The organism is Alteromonas antoniana (assembly GCF_019249295.1).
Taxonomy (GTDB): Bacteria; Pseudomonadota; Gammaproteobacteria; order Enterobacterales; family Alteromonadaceae; genus Alteromonas; species Alteromonas antoniana.
Map to the genome: position 1 here is coordinate 1 of NZ_JAESDH010000039.1, position 18,622 is coordinate 18,622.

Sequence of the window (18,622 nt, forward strand, 5' to 3'; positions counted from 1 at the left end):
AAATTCGTAGTTGAGCTGATTGCTCCAATCGCGATGGAAGAAGGTCTGCGCTTCGCAATCCGTGAAGGTGGTCGTACAGTAGGTGCAGGTGTTGTTTCTAAAATCATCGAGTAATTCGATAATATAGAAGACACACTGTCATCTTAAAAAAAGGTCGCGAAAGCGGCCTTTTTTGTTTCTATTCTCCAATCAGCGCACCTTTCTCATTAACCAGGCAGTCAAAGCAGTTTTATCTGTTTTTACATCAACATAGTCACGGCTTTTGAACGAGGAGCGATGGTCACTTCGTGCGTTTTACTCAGAATACGGTACAGTTAAGGCAATATCTGCTAAGCAAATGAAGAGAGTGTATGTCCGTCAGATTGCGCTACACGCTGGCGTTATTGCTTATTGCCATCATGGTTTCGGTGTCTGCGCTGATGCTGCAGTCGCTTTTCCAGGAACAGAAGGCCGACGCTGAGGTTATTAACCGGGCCGGCCAGCAACGCATGCTGTCACAGCGTATCGCACTGGCGGTTAATCGCCTGTCTGCGTGTGAAGGAGAGTTAGCGGGTGAATACGAAGCGCTGAAAATAGCAACTCAACAGTTTGCAGATAACCATCGATTTTTGACATCGCTCATCTCCGATGCCTCCCCGATCACGGCTAAATACTACGGACGCGATGCGTTAGATGCACGTGTGGAGCGCTTTATTGAGTCCAGCAATGCCTTTACCAATTCACGCTCCTGCGGTGATGTCCCGAAACAATTTCAGTCGCAAAATACTAACGCATTGCTGGTGTCGCTCAATGACGTTGTGACTTTATATGAGCAAGAGGCCAGCGCCCGTGTTCGCGCCGTCACGCTGATTGAAGCTGTGTTGTGGGGAACTACCCTGATGTTACTGGTAGTCGAGTGGTTCATTATTTTCCGACCTATGGAAAGAGCAATCTCACGCTCACTTCAGAAGATGCAGGCATCTATCACTCTTGCTAAGGAGGCCGAGCAAAAAGCAGAAAGCGCTAATCTGGCGAAGTCCGAGTTTCTGGCGAGTATGAGTCATGAGCTGCGCACGCCGATGAATGGTCTGTTTGGAATGATAGAGCTGGCGTTAGATAATCCGGATAAGAGCAAGGCGTATCTGAATAAAGCAAAAAGCTCAGGACGGCAGTTACTGGTGCTGATAAATGACATATTGGATCTGTCAAAAATAGAGGCAGGCAAGCTGACCATTTCCAATACGACATTCAACCTTTATCAGTTGCTTGATGAGGTGGTATCGCTACAGGCAATCTCCTGTACGCGCAAGGGACTGGCATTTCATTTCCATAAAGACACACCGCTTCCGGTGAATATCGTAGGCGATCAAACGCGGATCGCACAGGTGTTACATAACCTTCTGAGCAATGCCGCTAAATTCACAGAAACAGGAAGTGTGTCCTTATTTGTTGCACTTAAAGTGAAAGACAGACGCCACTGGCTTAGCTGTCGCGTGGTTGATACTGGTATTGGTATCAGCACTGAGAAACTGGAACGAATATTTAATAAGTTTGAGCAAGCCGATCAGTCTACCACGCGTTTGTACGGTGGTACCGGACTGGGGTTAAGCGTCGCTAAACAGCTGACAGATTTGATGGAGGGAACACTCTCAGTAACCTCAGAAAGCGGGAAGGGAAGTGAGTTTATTTTCAGCTTGCCTGTCACGATAAGCGCTGCTGAGCCAAAATCGTTTCTTCCTCAGGTTACGTTATCCTGCGCTATCGTCGATGATCTGGAGACCAGCCGGGAATATCTTGCGCATATTCTGGATGGTCTTGGCGCCAGCTATGTGACCTTCGATTCTGCAGCCGCGTTATTATCGACTGACATCTCTCATGTAGACGTGATTTTGATGGATCTCTCAATGCCGGAAATGGATGGCATCGAGGCAATTCGTAAGCTGAAGGCGACGTATGAGGAACGGCTTCCATACATTATTCTGGTTTCTGCCGTTCTCGAACATCTTGAGGCAGAGCCTGAAATACGTGAGTTATTGTGGCGCACACATGCAAAGCCACTGCAGCGCGATGCGTTGGAAAACGATATCCTGCAAATTCAGGGCAAATTACTATCCTCATCGGATAACCCACCTGAATTGCAAACCCTATCCTCTCTGCGCATTTTAGTGGCCGAAGACAATGAGATAAATGCGGAGGTGGTGAAGTCTATGCTGGAAAGCGAAGGGATAGATGTCACCCTGGCATCCGATGGTCAGAAAGCTGTGGATGCTTGCAGTTTGTCGGCATTCGACTGTCTGCTGATGGATTTACAGATGCCGAATGTCGATGGTATCGAAGCCACCCGGCAGATAAGGATGATGAACATAACCACACCTATCATTGCGCTCACAGCGAATGCATTTGCAGAAGACAGAGCAAAATGTCTTGACGCGGGGATGAATGAGTTTTTGTCTAAGCCCGTTGAGAAAGCAAAACTTTTCGGGCTTATCGCCAGAGTCACCAACATAAATACTGAACAAAGATAAACAGGCTCTAGGAATGACGCAAACAAAGCTATCATCAATCACCGACAGATAGCAGTACAGACACAAACCAAGCTATCGTCATTTAGCGACAGCCGAATCTTGTTTGTGACTTCCTTCGTTTAGCGCAACGTTTCAGGGTCATAAGCACTGACAGCGGGTATTGAACACCTCCATATTTCTTGCAGGGGTGTCGTTTTACATAAAGTCACTTACAATAGCGCAAGGCAGGCAGGACAGAGCCTGACAGTAACATGACACGTCCTGTCATAAGGCTGACAGTCGTATCTCTGACATGGTGTAAAGGTGTGTGAGCGGTCATCGTAGAGCCAAATCACACACATGGAGTTTTACATGACTACACAACACAACAATCCGGTTACCTTTTCCTTCCGTGACGGTCTTTTCATGCCTTTTATGTATAAAGGGCACCAGATTGTCGTTCATAACGCCAGCTGGTCTTTCAAAGAAAAAGTGTGGATAGACGATGAACTGGTAGTTAATCAAAACGGCTTTGCCATGTCGTCAACCCATGACATTGTCGTCGAAGGCGATACCCTCGCGCTGACGTTCGGCAGCCGCAATAAACTGCGGGATGTGTTTTTAGAAGTCCGGCACGGCGATCAGGTGATTTATGAGGTGAGCGAGCCGTTATCTGATGGCGTCAATGCGCGTGAGCTAACGGCAATCATTATTGGCTCCGGACTGGGCGGACTCGCTGTGGGTTACCTGGCAGCGTCGTTTTTCGGAGGTGCCTGATGCTGTTGAACGCCGATATGATCAAGCAGCAGCGACAGCAGCGAGGATGGACGCAGGAGCACGTTGCCGCACTTTGCGATATCTCTGTACGTACTGTGCAGCGCGCCGAGAAAACCGGTATTGCGTCGATGGAAACCACGCAGTCTCTGGCTGTGGCGTTTTCGGTTGAGTATATATCCTTGCTCGCCGATGGAGGCGTTACACGTGCACACAGCAGTGTTTCTGTCACGCACCTTATTATGCTAGGCAGCGCGACGTTCCTGATGGGGCTAACACTCGGGGCCATTTTCTTATAACCCGGTCACAGGATTTTTTCTGATGCCGGCCTGCTGTCACCGCATGACATCAAACCGGCACTTCTGTCCTCCGGCGTGAATGACCTCCAATACGCTATCACTACGCGACTTTATAACAGCACGGCCTCTGTGGTTATAGCTGTGGATCTACTGCAACATTAAAGTCATATTACTGCGGTAGCCTGCCTTTCTGATTTGCTATTGAGTGTTCCGGTTATGCGTTTTGACTCGATTAAATCGCGGCTTGCTCTGATGACTTGTGTCTGCGTGCTGGGCATGGGGTTATTGGTGGGGAGTCAGCACTATTTTTCTGAACAGCAATACCGACTGCAACAGCAACAAAGCCAGTTGCTCAGAATGGGGCAGGATTTACTACAAATGCGCCGTCATGAGAAAGATTTTCTGTTACGGCATAATCCCCGCTACTTTGAACGTTTCAGTGAGCGGGCAGACACACTGAACGGCCGGCTTCAGACCATAGCGCCTTTATTTGCCACGCACGACCTTCCGCAAGAGCAGGCGACTCAGCTTGCAAAGGGGCTGTACCAATATCAGCAATTATTTCAACAGGTAGTGAGCCTGCAAACACAGATTGGCTTATCGCCAGCACAGGGAGAGCTTTATTCACTTTCCAACACCGAGCAGAAACTGCTAAGGCAGCCCGACTTCGGCTATGGTTCAGTCATACGTACGCAGTTTGATGAAGCCCGGCTGGCCGTTAGAAACTATCAGTTATCTCGTGACAGCTTTTATCGGGAAAAAGCTGAACAAACGTTGTCCAAACTTGCAGATCGCCTGGAGCCCGATACTGCGGCAGTCATGATGCTGCAAGAATACCGGGGCACATTTACTCGTCTTGCCGATGCCTATCATACACTCGGGGTAACGCATAATGACGGACTTCGCGGGCAGTTTCGCAGGCAGGCTCATCATGTGGAAGCGCTGTTGCAACGCATCGACCAGGCGCTGCAGCCGATACTCGAAAAACAACAGCAGCAGGTAAAGTTGTACAGTCTGACTATTGCCGGACTGGCGTCCGTCGCGCTGCTGCTTATTTTGGTCAAGAGTTTTGCGACATTTCATCGCGCATTTGCTAACTTTGTGATGTTCTTTTATCGCTGTAAGCGACAGTATCAGAAAATGGATCCCCGACAATTGGGGTTTGCAGAATTTAAGTCACTGGCAGAACTGGCAAATGAGATGGTCGAGTCCAGACGGGACATCGAACATAAACTGGCAAACGCAGAAGCTGAGCTGGCCAGCGCCCGGGAAAACCTGCCAGAGCGACATACAGGAAAAGCGATTTAATGCCTATGCGTTACCACACTCTTGGAAGCAGCGACCTTAACGTTTCAGATATTTGCCTGGGTACCATGACCTGGGGCATTCAAAATACACAGGCAGATGCCGATGAGCAGCTCGATTACGCGCTGAATGCCGGTATTAATTTTATTGATACCGCGGAAATGTATCCGGTACCACCAAACGAGCAAACCTATGGTGACACCGAGCGGTGTATTGGCGACTATTTACGCCGGTTCCCGGAAAAGCGTCAGGACATGGTGCTGATGACAAAAGTCGCCGGCAGTGGATTCAGCTACATTCGTGATGGGAGTGAGATTTCAGCAGCTTCACTGACCCACGCACTGGACGCGTCGCTGAAGCGCCTCCATACCGATGTTATCGATGTCTATCAGCTGCACTGGCCTAACCGGCCAACGCCTCACTTTGGCAAGCACTGGCCGGGGAAAACGGACCCTTCCAAAATTAGCCGCGAGCGTGAAGTCGACGGCATGCGAGACATTCTCAAAGGAATAAACCAGGCTATTGTAGATGGAAAGATCCGTCATTGGGGGCTATCCGATGATACGCCATGGGGAATTCACACCTTCCTTCGCTTGTGCCAGGACATGGATATTCCAAAGCCGGTTTCAATACAAAATGAATTTAGCCTGTTACATACCAAAGACTGGCCGTATTTAATTGAAATGTGCGCGCTGGAAGACATCGCTTATCTGCCCTGGTCGCCACTGGCCACAGGCATGTTGAGTGGCAAGTATCTCGATGGTGCCCGGCCAAAAGGGTCGCGCTGGACTTATGTGCAGCGTCAGGGGCTGTTCAGGGATAAAGATCCCGCGCAGGAAGCCACCCGCCAGTATATGGAAGTGGCGCAACGTGCGAAGCTAACACCCGCCCAGCTTGCGCTTGCGTGGTGTCAGCAGGTGCCGGGAGTCACCTCGACTATCATTGGTGCCACTACCATGGCGCAGCTAAAAGAAAACGTAGCGGCGTTCTCCATGCCGCTGGACGAGGCTATATTGCGGCAAGTGGATACGGTGATGCGTCGCTATCCTGTTGGGTTCTGATCCGTGAATCAACACTAGAGGCTATTTTCTTCCTAACCTTGAGACGGCTTTAAGTATGCCGTCATTAGCCTGTCACATAGCTGTCATAGGATTTACCGGTACCGTTCTTAAGGAAATCCTATGACAGTGTCTTCAGATAACGCAAAAGTCACTGAGCTCCTGCCATCGAGTCCCCGTGCGGTTCAGTGGGTGTTTCTGGCGGCGATGGTGTATTTGATGCTACTGGCGGTAAGCATCATTGGCTCAGGGTTCAAACTGGCCGCAGGCGATCACGCCAGAGAGCTCTTTGCGTTTGCGTCCAATCCGGTGCTTGGCCTGATTATTGGAATGGTGGCGACTGCGCTTATCCAGTCATCCAGTACTGTCACGTCAATCATCGTTGGTATGGTGGCTGGCGGCCTTCCTATTACCATCGCCATCCCGATGATGATGGGGGCGAATATTGGTACCAGTATTACTAATACGCTCGTGAGTCTGGGCCACATTGCCCGCAAGGACGAATTTCAGCGCGCGTTTAATGCGGCCACAATCCATGATTTTTTCAATGTGCTAAGTGTCATTATCTTTTTGCCACTGGAAATGGCCTTTGGTTTACTGGAAAAGATGAGCGGGTTTATCGTTGATGTCCTGCACACAGGAGAAGCACTCACAGGAAGCGGTGTTAATCCAATCAAAGCGATGACACAGCCACTGACAGACGGCGTGATGGGGATATTGTCATTTTTACCCGGGATCTATCCCGGCCTTGTGGCCATTTTGTTGGGTATTTCACTGATCATGCTTTCTATTACCTGGCTGGGGCGAATAATGAAGCGCCTGATGGTGGGTAAAGCCAAAGAAATCCTGCACAAAAGTATTGGCAAAGGGCCGCTTTCAGGTATTGCCTCGGGCACAGCTGTCACGGTATTAGTGCAGTCTTCCTCTACCACAACATCACTGATGGTACCCTTAGTGGGCAGTGGCATTTTGTCAGCGCGGGATATCTATCCTTTCACGCTGGGCGCTAACATCGGCACCTGTATCACAGCCCTTATTGCGGCGCTGGGGGTGACCGGAATGAACAGTGGGTTCGCATTGCAAATTGCGCTGGTTCACCTGCTGTATAATGTGATGGGAGTTATGGTGATTTACGGTATACCCTTTCTGCGCAATATCCCGTTAAATCTGTCTTACGGGTTATCTGTGATCACCGCGCGCAGAAAATTTTACGGTGCCGCTTATGTTGGCGGGCTGTTTTTCGCGCTACCGCTAGGTGTCATTATGGTATCGACCTGGTAAATTGAAGCGGGCCTGCTTGCCATCTGAGGCCCGGCTTTTCATAAGCGCAAGACGGGCATAACTGTCGATATACCCGTCTGTAAGTCTACAGGGCCGTAATTTCAGCGCTGCTTTGACCAAAACGGAACATATTCTTTTTCCCGCATTGTGCCATATGGTTATCTGATGGATATGGCGTGGCGCTTTGCGCGATATTGCCTTCCCAGCCTTGCCCGTTCTTGACGAAGGCTTTGAGCTCGAACCAGCCATTGACGGTTTTGCTGCAATCCATCTGGACATCCAGCATCCAGTAATGCGAGCCCCAGGTATTATAGGGCGTTTCGCCGTAGCCGTCGTTTGCGACCGTTTTTAACGCGCCCCAACTGGCTGGCCAGGTATCCGTGGTCCAGTCAAGTGCACTCCCTTCTGCCTCAGCGCTTTGCGACGCTTCGATGCCATACCAATCCAGATAGTTATCGTTTGCTTTCCAGGGCGCTGTGGTCGCGTTACGCATATTGTTGTGAACAACCGGGATGGCGCAGGCGTAGTTTGTGCTGGTGCAGTTGCGGCCAAGGTTGGCAGCTGCGTAATCGTGATCAATGCCGCCTCTTACAAACATATCCTGACCACTGGCGGTCTGGGCTTCAATAAAAATTATGGTGCGTTGCCAGTCGGCAGAGGTTGGCGTTGTGGTTATCCGCGCGTTCTTGTGAATAGCAACTGCTTCCCAGGATGGCACGGCAACAGTCACTGCACCGTTGCTGTCTACCGTAAGCGTGTTGCCTGAGCAGCCATCGCCAGCTGCATTCAGTTCACCGCTTAATACGTCGCAATACTGTCCCGGCGCCATAGACGTTTGCAGCGTGGTGTTTAGTGCATAAGATTCTTTGTTGATAGCAACAAAACCGCTATCCCCCCGGCCAAATGCAATTTGATTGCCGCCATTGCTCCACCAGTCTGTCACCGTGAAGTTATCAGCGGTATTGTTCCTGAAGTCGACACCTCCCTCTATGTAGCTCCAGCGATGTTCGCACTTCCAGTTGCTTCCGAAACACTCCAGATCGCCGTTGATGTGAACCGGGACCGCAGGCGGGCCTGCGTCAGTATCACCGTGAAAGTCATAGCTGGACATCACTTTAGGGTAGCCATAGGGCCAGGCCAGCATAAACACATTTGCCAGGTCGTAAAGTCTGCCATCCTCAAAAGTAATGACATTGCCGCCACCGCCATGGCCGCGTTGATTGTCGTGATTGTCAACGAAGACCACAGCCTGATAACTTGGCATAAAGCCCCATGCTTCGCCAAAATTGCTAAGCCACGACAGCGAACCATTTCGGAATGTGTTACCAATCTCGACTGAGTACTTGAATTCCGTAACCAGACCATTACCAAAATACTCAGACGCTCCGACGGCTTCACCACCCTGGTCAATCACTTCCTGAAAGATGAGTGGGTTTCCGTTCAGTCTCTGCAGTACGCCATCAATGTCTGAGGCCGCCATGTGCTTGGAAGCATCTAACCTGAAGCCCGCGACGCCAATATTGATAAGATCGTTCATATAGGCGGCCAGTGTCGACTGTACGTAATTATCCGCCGTGTTGAGATCGGCAAGACCAACCAGTTCGCAGTTTTGTACCTGCCAGCGATCGCCATAATCCGAAATGGCGCAGGTGGTATGGAAGTCCTGCGGTGAATACATGGGGTAAGATTTATTGCCAAAGGTATTGCCCGCGGTACCTGTGCCACTGCCTGCCGCCATATGGTTGATAATGGCATCAACGTAGATATCTACGCCCACGGCATCACATCGTTCAACCATGTCGATAAATTCACTGCGCGAGCCGCCACGGCTTTCCAGGATATAGCTTACCGGCTGATAGCGCGCCCACCATTCGGACACATCGATGTGCTCGTTTGGCGGAGATACCTGAACCGCTGCGAAGCCGTTTGGGCCCAGGTAAGTTTCGCATTCAGTCGCGATGTCCTGCCAGTTCCACTCAAACAGGTGAACAAATGTGGTGGGGGCGGCAACGCCAGGAGCGCTAATCAGCATTCCGGCGACAAATACTGCGCCAGTCAGTATGGATGGTTTCATAATTGGGTGTCCCGTATTGTCATAACGTATCAAGAAGACAACCTGCGGATGACGCAGGACTCCGTTTCCTGTCACGCCGGGCAGATAATCATCAGGTAATTGTGGGGTTGTCACTTCTGCGAATGCTTAACCACAGAACACACCGTAGAATGTGAATAAATTGTAAACAATGTGAATACGTATGCATTAATGTTGAACTGGCAATGGAAACTAGCCCTGACAAGGTTGTATTGCGCTGATGAAAAAATAAATAGCGGAAGCGCTGGATAGCCCGTGTGGCAAAGCCTGAGTAGAGGTTTCTCAGATGCAAAAACTCACCGTTTCAGGATGTTCTAATACTGCCTCAGGAAAGAAAAAAATATTTACGGCTGCTCAGCGTAAGAAAAGCGGAAAAGAGAAAGGCCACCAGAAGGTGGCCTCGAGGTGTTGATTCTATTTTTAGAAAGCGTATTTGGCTGAGAACTGGACACGGTTCATATCGCCTTCCAGATCCGCTTCGGTTTCGCGGTGTGCAAACGCATATTCCGCGCCGAAGGTAAGTGCCTTAGTAGGTGAGTACAGTACGTTTGCGCGGGCACTGTATGTGCTTTGTGTTACGCCTACACCGGTTAATGCGGTATCGTTATCAACCTCCAGTGCTGAGAACATAAAGTTGCTGCGGGTTTTTGGGTTCCACACATGACGGTATGCCAGGGTATATCCGTAGGAGTCAATTGCTTCCAGATCACCATTGGCATCAATAACGGCACCATTGTGTGCATTCAGCGCAGTGTAGCGGCCAATACCTGAGCCGGTGTTAAATAACAGTCGAATATCGTCACCGTTATCCAGATTAATCTTTCCTGATACGGAAATGCCGTAGCCGGTTTCATCGGCGTCTACACCCGCACCGTCATCATAAGATAACTGACGCACCAGACCGGCAACTTTAAAATGACCCCAGTCACGCTTTGCGGTGTAAGCAGCAATCAGATCAGGCACAGCATTGTCATCGGCTACAATCCGACCGCCACCACCAAAGGGGGTCACCGTCGTTTCCGGATTTTCCAGCGCAATTTCAAACCCGTTATTTGAATAACGCACCATGGTTTGACGACCAAAGATAGTGCCATCGGTAACACCGATGAAGTCCAGCGACTCTGGCAACGTGGCTACATCCATAAATGTGGTCCAGGTTTGACCGACAAGCCAGTTCTTATATTTCAGGAAGGCATGGCGTACACGTGGTGTATAGGAGTTACTGATCCGTTCATCGCCGCCGCCGGTAACGATGAAATCAAGTTCCAGTACGCCGGTGATCGTGTCGCCATCTTCTGTAGGCGTGTTGGTGGTAAAACGGAAGCGGGACTGGCGAATGTGAGCGTCGAACTGCGAACCTTCATCGTTGCCTGAAACCGGGGTTAAAGAGGGAATGTAAAAATCGCGGCCAATACTGCCCGAACCCAGCGTACCCTCTGAGTAATTGCTGAACATCGCATCGGCTTTGATGTAGCCGGAAAACTGAACGCTTGTGTCTTCTAAAACGTCGGCGTTCGCAACTGATGTGCCGACGAGGCCGGCTAAACCAAGTGATACCGCGAGTGTGGTTTTTTTAATGGTGTTTCTCATAATATTGTCCGTCCCAGTGTTTCAGGTTAAGAAAGTGTAAATTCGCAGTTAACAAACGATAATTTGGCTGACAAACTAGGAATTGCAAATAAGCGGATGGTCTATAAGACGAAAGTCTTAGCAATCTGACTGCCGGATAGACAACGCTGCAGCGCTTTAATTTCGGTGACCGGCTCACGCCTAACGTAAAACGGTGGCGACAGATGCCAACCATCGACGTGCCGGCAAGGTGGCGTGCAGCATAGTGAGTCAGGGCGTAATTATCGGGCGGGGATTACCTCATAATTAACTGTGAGAGTGAACCGGTTTTTAGCCAGGACAGATAAAGACATGACATGCACGTATCGGATGAGCTATTCGCTATGCAGCGAAAACCCTGAGCGCGTTGCATTCATTAATGTGCAGTGCAGGCGTTTCGTTAAGACCAAAGTCTCATTTTGCTTTATTGAGGAAAGACTACATTGGTTTACCATCAGGATTACATTTTAAGAATTCGAAAGCGGAGGCATTAATTATGACTGCCAGTAAGACGTATCCAGTACCAGATGCAATTAAGAAAAACACCCACCTCACGGCCGAGCAGTATGAATCCATGTACCAGCAGTCAGTGTCAGATCCGGAAGGTTTCTGGGGTGAGTATGCCGGAACGCTGGATTGGTACACGGCGCCAACCAAAATCAAAAATACGCATTTTGGCAATAATGATGTCTCAATTAAGTGGTTCGAAGATGGTGAAATCAATGCCAGTTACAACTGTATTGATCGCCACCTGGCGGAAAATGCAAAAAAGACAGCAATTTACTGGGAAGGCGATTCACCGGAGAATGATGAAACCATCACGTATCAGCAACTGCATTACGAAGTATGTAAGCTGGCGAATGGTCTGAAAAAGCTGGGTGTTAAAAAAGGCGATCGTGTAGCAGTGTATATGCCAATGGTACCTCAGGCTGCTTATGCGATGCTTGCCTGTGCCCGTATTGGAGCTGTGCATTCGGTTATCTTTGGTGGCTTCTCACCGAATGCGATTGCTGATCGTATCAACGACAGTTCAGCGAAAGTGATCATCACCTGTGACGAAGGCCGTCGAGCTGGTCGCAGCGTGCCGCTAAAAGCGAACGTAGACAAGGCGCTGTCGAACGGTGCATGTCCATCCATCACCAGTTCTCTGGTTTATAAGCTTACCGGAGGCGACGTCGCCTGGAACAGTGACGTTGATGTGTGGTGGGATGAGCTGGTGGAAGACTGTTCTGCTCAGTGCGAGCCCGAGGTAATGAATGCAGAAGATCCGCTGTTTATTCTGTATACCTCCGGTTCTACTGGCACGCCGAAAGGCGTGGTGCATACTACCGGTGGCTATCTGCTCTATACCGCCATGACATTTAAATACGCGTTTGATTACCGCGACGATGATGTTTACTGGTGTACCGCCGATGTTGGCTGGATCACCGGCCACAGTTACATGGTATACGGACCGTTAATCAACGGTGCGTCACAGGTCTTCTTTGAAGGGGTACCGACGTACCCGGATGTAAGACGTATCGCCCAGGTAGTTGAAAAATATAAAGTGAACAGCCTGTATACGGCCCCGACTGCGATTCGTGCGCTGATGGCACATGGTGATGCACCGGCAGAGGGATGTGATTTATCCAGCTTGCGTCTGTTAGGTTCTGTTGGCGAGCCCATCAACCCTGAAGCCTGGGAGTGGTACCACCGCGTGTTGGGCGAAGGCCGCTGTCCGATTATGGATACCTGGTGGCAGACGGAAACCGGCGGCATGATGATTACGCCAATGCCCGGTGCTACGCCGCTGAAGCCGGGTTCTGCAACGCGTCCGTTTTTTGGTATTCAGCCGGCATTGTTCGATGCTGACGGCAAAGAGCTGGAAGGCGCGGCCGAAGGCAATCTGGTAATCAAAGACAGCTGGCCAAGTCAGGCCCGCACAGTTTATGGCGATCATGAACGCTTCATCAATACCTACTTCAGCGCCTATAAAGGCGTGTACTTTACCGGTGATGGTGCCCGTCGCGACGAAGACGGTTACTACTGGATCACCGGCCGCGTGGATGACGTGCTAAATGTATCGGGTCACCGTCTTGGAACGGCAGAGATTGAAAGCGCGCTGGTGGCGCATCCAAAAGTGGCAGAGGCTGCGGTAGTCGGGTATCCCCATGACATCAAAGGGCAGGGGATTTATGTCTATGTCACTCCTAATGAGGGCATCACTCCGGATGAGGAGCTTACCAAAGAGCTGCGAGCCTGGGTACGGACCGAACTCAGCCCCATTGCTACCCCGGACATGATCCAGTGGTCAGGCGGACTGCCAAAAACCCGCTCAGGCAAAATCATGCGCCGCATTCTGCGTAAGATTGCTGCGAATGAACATGATCAGTTAGGTGACACCTCAACATTGGCGGACCCGTCAGTTGTTGATACACTGATTGAGGAGCGGTTGAACAAGTAAACGGAATAATAACGAACAATGATAACCTTGCTGATTGCTGACGATCACCCACTTTACAGGGATGCACTAAGGGGAGCGTTATCATTGACGTTTCCGGATCTCCTGCTTCGCGAAGCAGGCGATCTGAGTACCACAGTCGATATTCTTGAAAACGAGGATATCGACTTGCTATTACTGGACCTGCACATGCCGGGCAGCAACGATCTGTTCGGCTTGCTGCATATTCGTAAACTCTACCCTGACTTGCCGGTAGCGGTGGTGTCAGGTACTGAAGATCCCACCATTATTTCTAAAATCGTCGGTGTTGGCGCGTTGGGCTTTATTCCTAAAACTGCCAGCTCGGGCGATATTGCCAATGCCGTCAAAGCGATACTGGATGGTGATATCTGGGTACCGGCCTCGGTCAGCGAAGACATTGAAGAGATTGATGAAGCTTTCTCTGAACTGGCTGACAAAGTGTCTTCACTTACGCCATCGCAGTATAAAGTGTTGTGCTTTATGCGCGACGGGCTGCTAAACAAACAAATTGGCTATAATCTGGATATTGCTGAGGCAACGGTGAAAGCCCACGTGACAGCAATTTTTAAAAAGTTAGGCATTAATAACCGTACTCAGGCGGTACTAATTGCCTCGCAACTGGAATTAGAGCCGCCAGCCAGTGCACATGGCTAGCGCCTGTTTACCCTGCTGGTTTTTATATCACACGGAGAAGCGTATCCACTCACTCTACTGCTTTGCCTGAAAGCGCTGCGGGGGCGTTTTCTTTGCTGTTGAGTCGCTTACATACTCCAATACGTCATCAAAATCGAGATATTTTTCCACAGCGACTCTGGCGGTATCGCTAAGGATCGGGTTGTGCAATTCGTAGATAGTTCGCCCGGCCAGAACGTCATAAGCCGTCTGGTAAAAAGCCTGTGATTCCAGAAGCGATTGTAACTCCCCATTTCTCACCATTATTTTAAGTCCACTTTCCAGTCTGTCGGCCAGTTTGGTATTCCACGATGCCACATAAAAGAACAGCGGGTTTGGGTACCCTATTAACGTGTAGGGCTCAATGGTCAGGCCATCAGCAATGGGTTGAGTGAGTTCAAACAGGGCCTCATGCACAGCTCTGGGGTAAGCATCAACAAACCCTCTCTGGAGCATGCGAAAGCCTGCCTTGTAAGTAACCTTTTCTACGTTAAAGTCGTTTTTCATCAGGATCCGCGTATCCGGCCAGTCAGCGCCCTGTGCATAGAGAAGCTGACGCAGTTCGACCAGCTTTTGCGAATGCAGAAAACGGTTATCACGCTCTCTGACCAGCAACACCCGGTATCCGTAAAAGCCGCCAATTATTGGTATAGGGATAGCACGAGACTGATGCTCTCTGTCTCTGTCGCTAATCATCCAGACGATGTCAGTGACTCCCTTTTCAAGGTTACGTAATTGGCGGGACTGCACTGCTGCCTCCTGTTCGCCAACAAGTAAAAATGGACCATACTCTTGTTCTGTAAGCGAGAGTGCGCGTGTCAGCACCTCCACGATGTAATTGTGGATCCCATATGTTGTGTCTACCTGGTTGGGAATGGAAAATTTTTGCACGGGAGGTCGGCTGTCTTCGTCGGCGAGAACCGCAACGGGAGACACGAGAATAAAAAGCATCAAAAACGTAATATGTGTTTGTGACATTCTCATCTTACACAGCATAGATGTTCGCCTCATTGACTAGTCCGTTATTAACAGGCTCCATTGCGTTAAAAGGTAGACCATGACCAGTTACTTCGCGAATATAACAGACGCTGACATCGTCATGCCGCGATACCGCTTTGTATCAGCTGGCGTAAACACTAAGGCGTGGATGTGACTGCGATTAGAGTAAATCAGTGGCTTAAACGGTAAGCCAGGTTTGCTTTGGGGGCGCGTATTTACTTCGTGATACTAAAATAGGGAAGGTAGTCTTCCAGGGCCTGGCGGGATTCATTGCTCAACATCGGATTGCTGAGTTCAAGAACCTGGCGTCCTTTTGCATGAGCTGAACTGGATTGATAAAAAGGCTGTGCCTCAAGTAATGCCTGAAAGTCACCGCTTTGCAGAAGACTGACTAAGCCTTCTTCAATGCGGTTGGCCAGCGGGTGATTCTCCCTGCTGACAAAGAAAAACATCGCGCTCGGGTAGCTGATCAACAGATTTTCCTCCAGCGCGATAGCATAGTCTTTCGCATACTCAAGTTCGTAATCCACTTCAAGTATGCCTCGAGGGTAGTAATCAGCGAATCCTTCTGCCAGTACTTTGAATGACGCCTGGTAAGTAGATTCAAGCACAGAAAAGCCGTGATAGCGATACAAGCGCGTATCGGGCCAATCCTGCCCCTGAACAGCACGATACTGCTTTAACGTAGCTAACGGCACCGGTGCTGAAAAGCGGGGATCACCCTGGCGGATCAGCAGCAGTCGCTTTCCGAACAGTCCTGCCGTGAGGGGAATACGAACCGCTTTGTGCAGATTTTCCCGCTCGGCGGTGGTCACGCTCCAGGTAACATCCAGAAGGCGGTTATCCAGGTTTCGAAGCTGACGCTCCTGTACCGTTCCCCGGTCATTGGGTAGCAATTTTACCTTACCGTACTGGTCAGCATTGGTATCGAGGGCCATTTGCAGAAGTGTTTTGACATAGTTGTAAAGAGGATCTGTGCCGCCGAATACCTGCGGGATCCGGATGACCCGGTAAGTCACCTGATCGTCCTCTTCACTGTTTTTTTGAGTGTTCTTAGCAGTGGTTTCTTGCGCGACAGCTACGACGCTGACAAACAGACTCATCAGCATAGCTATAATCATCGCGCCTCTTGGCAGTCTTACCTTCTGCATACTGATTCCGTTAATCTTTCCCAGTTAACAGATATTCAAACTCAGGATCGACAATCAGACGGCCGTTCATCGCCTCACGACCCAGTAACATAAGATAGGTCATCTCTGATCTGTCTGTGAGCGTTAACTGAATGGTCCAGCGCATATCATCCATGATGATAGGCGTATCGATAACATAGCGTTTTTCCCGCGTCGCAGTAGAGCTTTTCACCTGCTTTTTACCCACGACGGGAGCTTCCCGTCGCACGACTCTTTCTACATTGTGTATATCCGGGTGAATATCAAAGCGGATCCAGGTTTCATTAGATTTCTCAAACTCTTCTATGTTGTCCACATGGAGTGAAGATGTGGCTGCGCCAGTGTCCACGCGAACGTTAAGTTGCGAGATTTCCAGTTCAGGCAGATCGCAAAATTCAATCGCGCCTACCAGCTTTTTGCTACCAGTGCTCATGCTATTCTTCCTCAATCACAGTCTGATCGCCGAGGATCAGATTGTCCTGCAATAATTCTACGTGTTCTGCCACGGTGTCAGGCTCTTTAAAGTAAGCAATGTGATAAATCGCTTCGCCTTCCTGAGTCAGTGGAATGTTCTGCTTGCCAATAATGACGCCATCAGCCGGGCTTAAAATGGTTGAAACTACGTTGCCATAGGGGTCGGCAACCGAAGCAAGCCGATCGCCCTTACTCACATGATCGCCCAGTTGAGCGAGGTGAGTAACGAAACCACTTTCCGGCGCGCGAACCCAGCCACTTTGTCTGGCAATAAAGCGGTTGATATCATGCCCTTTGCTCTGGCGCTTATTCAGCATGCCTAAGTGTCGCATCGTATTGATGATCCCGCGAACCCCAGCCCGAATTGAAAATTCGTCATAGCGAAGCGCCTGTCCGGCTTCATAAAGCAGTATTTTTACACCATCTTCGCTGGCTGCCTCACGCAGCGACCCTTCGCGGATCTCTGCATTAAGCAGTACCGGTACGCCAAATGCCTTAGCCATTTCCAGAACGTCTTCGTCGTCCAGATCGGCGCGGATTTGTGGCAGGTTGCTGCGATGAATAGCGCCGGTATGCAGGTCGATGCCCACATCACACTTACTCACCACTTCTTTGAAGAACAGATTCGCCAGCCGTCCAGCCAGAGAGCCCTTCTTACTACCGGGAAAGCTGCGATTCAGGTCCCGCCGGTCAGGCAGGTAGCGCGACTGGTTCAGAACCCCGTACACATTTACCATAGGCACAGCAATCAATGTCCCGCGCAAACGCGTAATTGACTTGGAACGAATGAGGCGGCTCACGATTTCAATACCGTTAAGCTCGTCTCCGTGAATGGCAGCGCTGACAAACATGGTCGGCCCTTCACGTTTTCCTCGTTTCACGAAAACCGGAATACTCATGTTGGTCGCTGTGTACAGCGGGGGCATTTCCAGTTCAATTTTTTTGGTTTCACCTGGCAAGACATCTTGCCCGCCTATCGTAATAGGAGAGCCTTTCACTTAGCCTTTTCCTTTCGTTCGGGTATTGTTTGGCTTCGCCGATTTGGCGATAAACTCAATAATCATACCGGCAACATCTTTATTGGTGGCGGCTTCAATGCCTTCCAGCCCCGGTGACGAGTTGACTTCCATCACTACCGGGCCATGATTAGAACGCAGTATATCTACGCCGCAACAATTCAGACCCATAGTTTTCGCCGCATCAATGGCCGTTTTTCGCTCGGCCGGAGACAGACGTACCAGGCTGGCAGAACCGCCGCGGTGCAGGTTTGAGCGAAACTCGCCGGGCGCAGCCTGACGTTTCATTGCTGCAACCACTTTACCGCCAACTACCAGACAGCGAATATCCGACCCGCCCGCTTCTTTAATAAATTCCTGCACAAGAATAGAAGCGTTTAACCCCATAAAGGCTTCGATTATCGATTCTGCTGCCTTTTGTGATTCAGCCAGTACAACGCCGATACCCTGAGTGCCTTCCAGCAGTTTAATCACCACCGGCGCGCCACCAACGTTTTTGATCAAATCGTCAATACGGTCCGGGTGATGGGCGAAGCCAGTTCGTGGCATGCCGATACCCTTGCGCGACAATAACTGTAAGGAACGGAGTTTGTCGCGTGAGCGGCTTATCGCCACAGACTCATTCACCGAATATGTGCCCATCATTTCAAACTGCCTGACAACCGAAGTGCCATAAAAACTGACTGACGCCCCGATACGCGGGATAACTGCATCGTAATAAGGCAGCTTGCGTCCGGCGTAACGCACCGACGGTCGCGCACTGGTGATATCCATGTAACAGTGCATGGTATCGATAATATCAACAGTGTGGCCACGTGCTTCGCCGGCTTCTTTCAAACGACGGGTGGAGTACAACTTGGGATTACGGGATAAAATAGCAATTCGCATGGAGAGGAGTAAGTCCTTGCTTTCAAAAGTAAGTGAGTGCCGC

16 protein-coding genes are annotated in these 18,622 nt (G+C 50.1%); 9 read left to right on the forward strand and 7 right to left on the reverse strand.

Going from position 1 to position 18,622, the window contains the following annotated elements:
- The 7 genes from JKP77_RS20625 to JKP77_RS20655 form a co-directional block, all read left to right on the forward strand.
- On the forward strand, positions 1-114 hold a 114-nt coding region (locus tag JKP77_RS20625; RefSeq protein WP_218313082.1), incomplete at its 5' end, for an EF-Tu C-terminal domain-related protein.
- 236 nt (positions 115-350) lie between these two features.
- A complete protein-coding gene (locus JKP77_RS20630) occupies positions 351-2,504 on the forward strand; it encodes a response regulator (protein WP_218313063.1) in 2,154 nt (717 codons plus the stop codon).
- Between the two features lie 351 nt (positions 2,505-2,855).
- The gene (locus JKP77_RS20635; RefSeq protein ID WP_218313064.1) at positions 2,856-3,260 is read left to right on the forward strand and encodes a hypothetical protein; all 405 of its coding nucleotides are present in this window, start codon (positions 2,856-2,858) and stop codon (positions 3,258-3,260) included.
- Complete coding sequence (locus JKP77_RS20640; RefSeq protein WP_218313065.1) at positions 3,260-3,556, forward strand: helix-turn-helix domain-containing protein; 297 nt, start codon at positions 3,260-3,262, stop codon at positions 3,554-3,556. Before JKP77_RS20635 ends, JKP77_RS20640 begins: the two co-directional genes overlap by 1 nt.
- Positions 3,557-3,772: 216 nt before the next feature.
- Complete coding sequence (locus JKP77_RS20645) at positions 3,773-4,864, forward strand: chemotaxis protein (protein WP_218313066.1); 1,092 nt, start codon at positions 3,773-3,775, stop codon at positions 4,862-4,864.
- A 5-nt stretch (positions 4,865-4,869) separates the two neighbouring features.
- Entirely contained in the window at positions 4,870-5,922 is a 1,053-nt protein-coding gene (locus JKP77_RS20650) for an aldo/keto reductase (protein ID WP_218313083.1), read from the forward strand.
- Positions 5,923-6,042: 120 nt separating this feature from the next.
- Positions 6,043-7,200, forward strand: a complete 1,158-nt coding sequence (locus JKP77_RS20655) for a Na/Pi symporter (RefSeq protein ID WP_218313067.1) — start codon at positions 6,043-6,045, stop codon at positions 7,198-7,200.
- Between the two features lie 85 nt (positions 7,201-7,285).
- On the opposite strand, the gene JKP77_RS20660 is transcribed toward JKP77_RS20655, so the two are convergent.
- On the reverse strand, positions 7,286-9,274 hold the full coding sequence (locus JKP77_RS20660; protein ID WP_218313068.1) for an alpha-amylase: 1,989 nt from the start codon (positions 9,272-9,274) through the stop codon (positions 7,286-7,288).
- A gap of 438 nt (positions 9,275-9,712) precedes the next feature.
- The gene (locus tag JKP77_RS20665; protein WP_218313069.1) at positions 9,713-10,882 is read right to left on the reverse strand and encodes a DcaP family trimeric outer membrane transporter; all 1,170 of its coding nucleotides are present in this window, start codon (positions 10,880-10,882) and stop codon (positions 9,713-9,715) included.
- A 514-nt stretch (positions 10,883-11,396) separates the two neighbouring features.
- Between JKP77_RS20665 and acs the strand changes: the two genes are divergently transcribed.
- Both acs and JKP77_RS20675 read left to right on the forward strand, forming a co-directional pair.
- The gene (acs, locus tag JKP77_RS20670) at positions 11,397-13,343 is read left to right on the forward strand and encodes an acetate--CoA ligase (protein WP_218313070.1); all 1,947 of its coding nucleotides are present in this window, start codon (positions 11,397-11,399) and stop codon (positions 13,341-13,343) included.
- A gap of 18 nt (positions 13,344-13,361) precedes the next feature.
- Positions 13,362-14,015 (forward strand): response regulator transcription factor, encoded by a 654-nt coding sequence (locus tag JKP77_RS20675; protein ID WP_218313071.1) that lies wholly within the window; start codon positions 13,362-13,364, stop codon positions 14,013-14,015.
- A 54-nt stretch (positions 14,016-14,069) separates the two neighbouring features.
- Here the strand turns inward: JKP77_RS20675 and JKP77_RS20680 are convergent, their stop codons facing one another.
- The 5 genes from JKP77_RS20680 to rimK all read right to left on the reverse strand — a co-directional run bounded on the left by JKP77_RS20680 (position 14,070) and on the right by rimK (position 18,579).
- Positions 14,070-15,011, reverse strand: a complete 942-nt coding sequence (locus JKP77_RS20680) for a type 2 periplasmic-binding domain-containing protein (protein WP_218313072.1) — start codon at positions 15,009-15,011, stop codon at positions 14,070-14,072.
- 236 nt (positions 15,012-15,247) lie between these two features.
- On the reverse strand, positions 15,248-16,183 hold the full coding sequence (locus JKP77_RS20685; protein WP_218313073.1) for an amino acid ABC transporter substrate-binding protein: 936 nt from the start codon (positions 16,181-16,183) through the stop codon (positions 15,248-15,250).
- 10 nt (positions 16,184-16,193) lie between these two features.
- Positions 16,194-16,634 (reverse strand): ATP-dependent zinc protease family protein, encoded by a 441-nt coding sequence (locus JKP77_RS20690; RefSeq protein WP_218313074.1) that lies wholly within the window; start codon positions 16,632-16,634, stop codon positions 16,194-16,196.
- Position 16,635: 1 nt separating this feature from the next.
- Complete coding sequence (locus JKP77_RS20695) at positions 16,636-17,673, reverse strand: succinylglutamate desuccinylase/aspartoacylase family protein (protein ID WP_338024904.1); 1,038 nt, start codon at positions 17,671-17,673, stop codon at positions 16,636-16,638.
- Positions 17,674-18,579, reverse strand: coding sequence for a 30S ribosomal protein S6--L-glutamate ligase (rimK, locus tag JKP77_RS20700; RefSeq protein WP_218313075.1), 906 nt, complete (start codon positions 18,577-18,579; stop codon positions 17,674-17,676). It abuts the gene before it with no gap.
- Positions 18,580-18,622 lie beyond the last annotated feature (43 nt).

Excerpts from the sequence above, each read along its gene's own strand:
- JKP77_RS20630 (WP_218313063.1), top strand. The coding sequence starts at position 351 with ATGTCCGTCAGATTGCGCTACACGCTGGCGTTATTGCTTATTGCCATC.
- JKP77_RS20635 (WP_218313064.1), top strand. The coding sequence starts at position 2,856 with ATGACTACACAACACAACAATCCGGTTACCTTTTCCTTCCGTGACGGT.
- JKP77_RS20640 (WP_218313065.1), top strand. The coding sequence starts at position 3,260 with ATGCTGTTGAACGCCGATATGATCAAGCAGCAGCGACAGCAGCGAGGA.
- JKP77_RS20645 (WP_218313066.1), top strand. The coding sequence starts at position 3,773 with ATGCGTTTTGACTCGATTAAATCGCGGCTTGCTCTGATGACTTGTGTC.
- JKP77_RS20650 (WP_218313083.1), top strand. The coding sequence starts at position 4,870 with ATGCGTTACCACACTCTTGGAAGCAGCGACCTTAACGTTTCAGATATT.
- JKP77_RS20655 (WP_218313067.1), top strand. The coding sequence starts at position 6,043 with ATGACAGTGTCTTCAGATAACGCAAAAGTCACTGAGCTCCTGCCATCG.
- JKP77_RS20660 (WP_218313068.1), bottom strand. The coding sequence starts at position 9,274 with ATGAAACCATCCATACTGACTGGCGCAGTATTTGTCGCCGGAATGCTG.
- JKP77_RS20665 (WP_218313069.1), bottom strand. The coding sequence starts at position 10,882 with ATGAGAAACACCATTAAAAAAACCACACTCGCGGTATCACTTGGTTTA.
- acs (WP_218313070.1), top strand. The coding sequence starts at position 11,397 with ATGACTGCCAGTAAGACGTATCCAGTACCAGATGCAATTAAGAAAAAC.
- JKP77_RS20675 (WP_218313071.1), top strand. The coding sequence starts at position 13,362 with ATGATAACCTTGCTGATTGCTGACGATCACCCACTTTACAGGGATGCA.
- JKP77_RS20680 (WP_218313072.1), bottom strand. The coding sequence starts at position 15,011 with ATGTCACAAACACATATTACGTTTTTGATGCTTTTTATTCTCGTGTCT.
- JKP77_RS20685 (WP_218313073.1), bottom strand. The coding sequence starts at position 16,183 with ATGCAGAAGGTAAGACTGCCAAGAGGCGCGATGATTATAGCTATGCTG.
- JKP77_RS20690 (WP_218313074.1), bottom strand. The coding sequence starts at position 16,634 with ATGAGCACTGGTAGCAAAAAGCTGGTAGGCGCGATTGAATTTTGCGAT.
- rimK (WP_218313075.1), bottom strand. The coding sequence starts at position 18,579 with ATGCGAATTGCTATTTTATCCCGTAATCCCAAGTTGTACTCCACCCGT.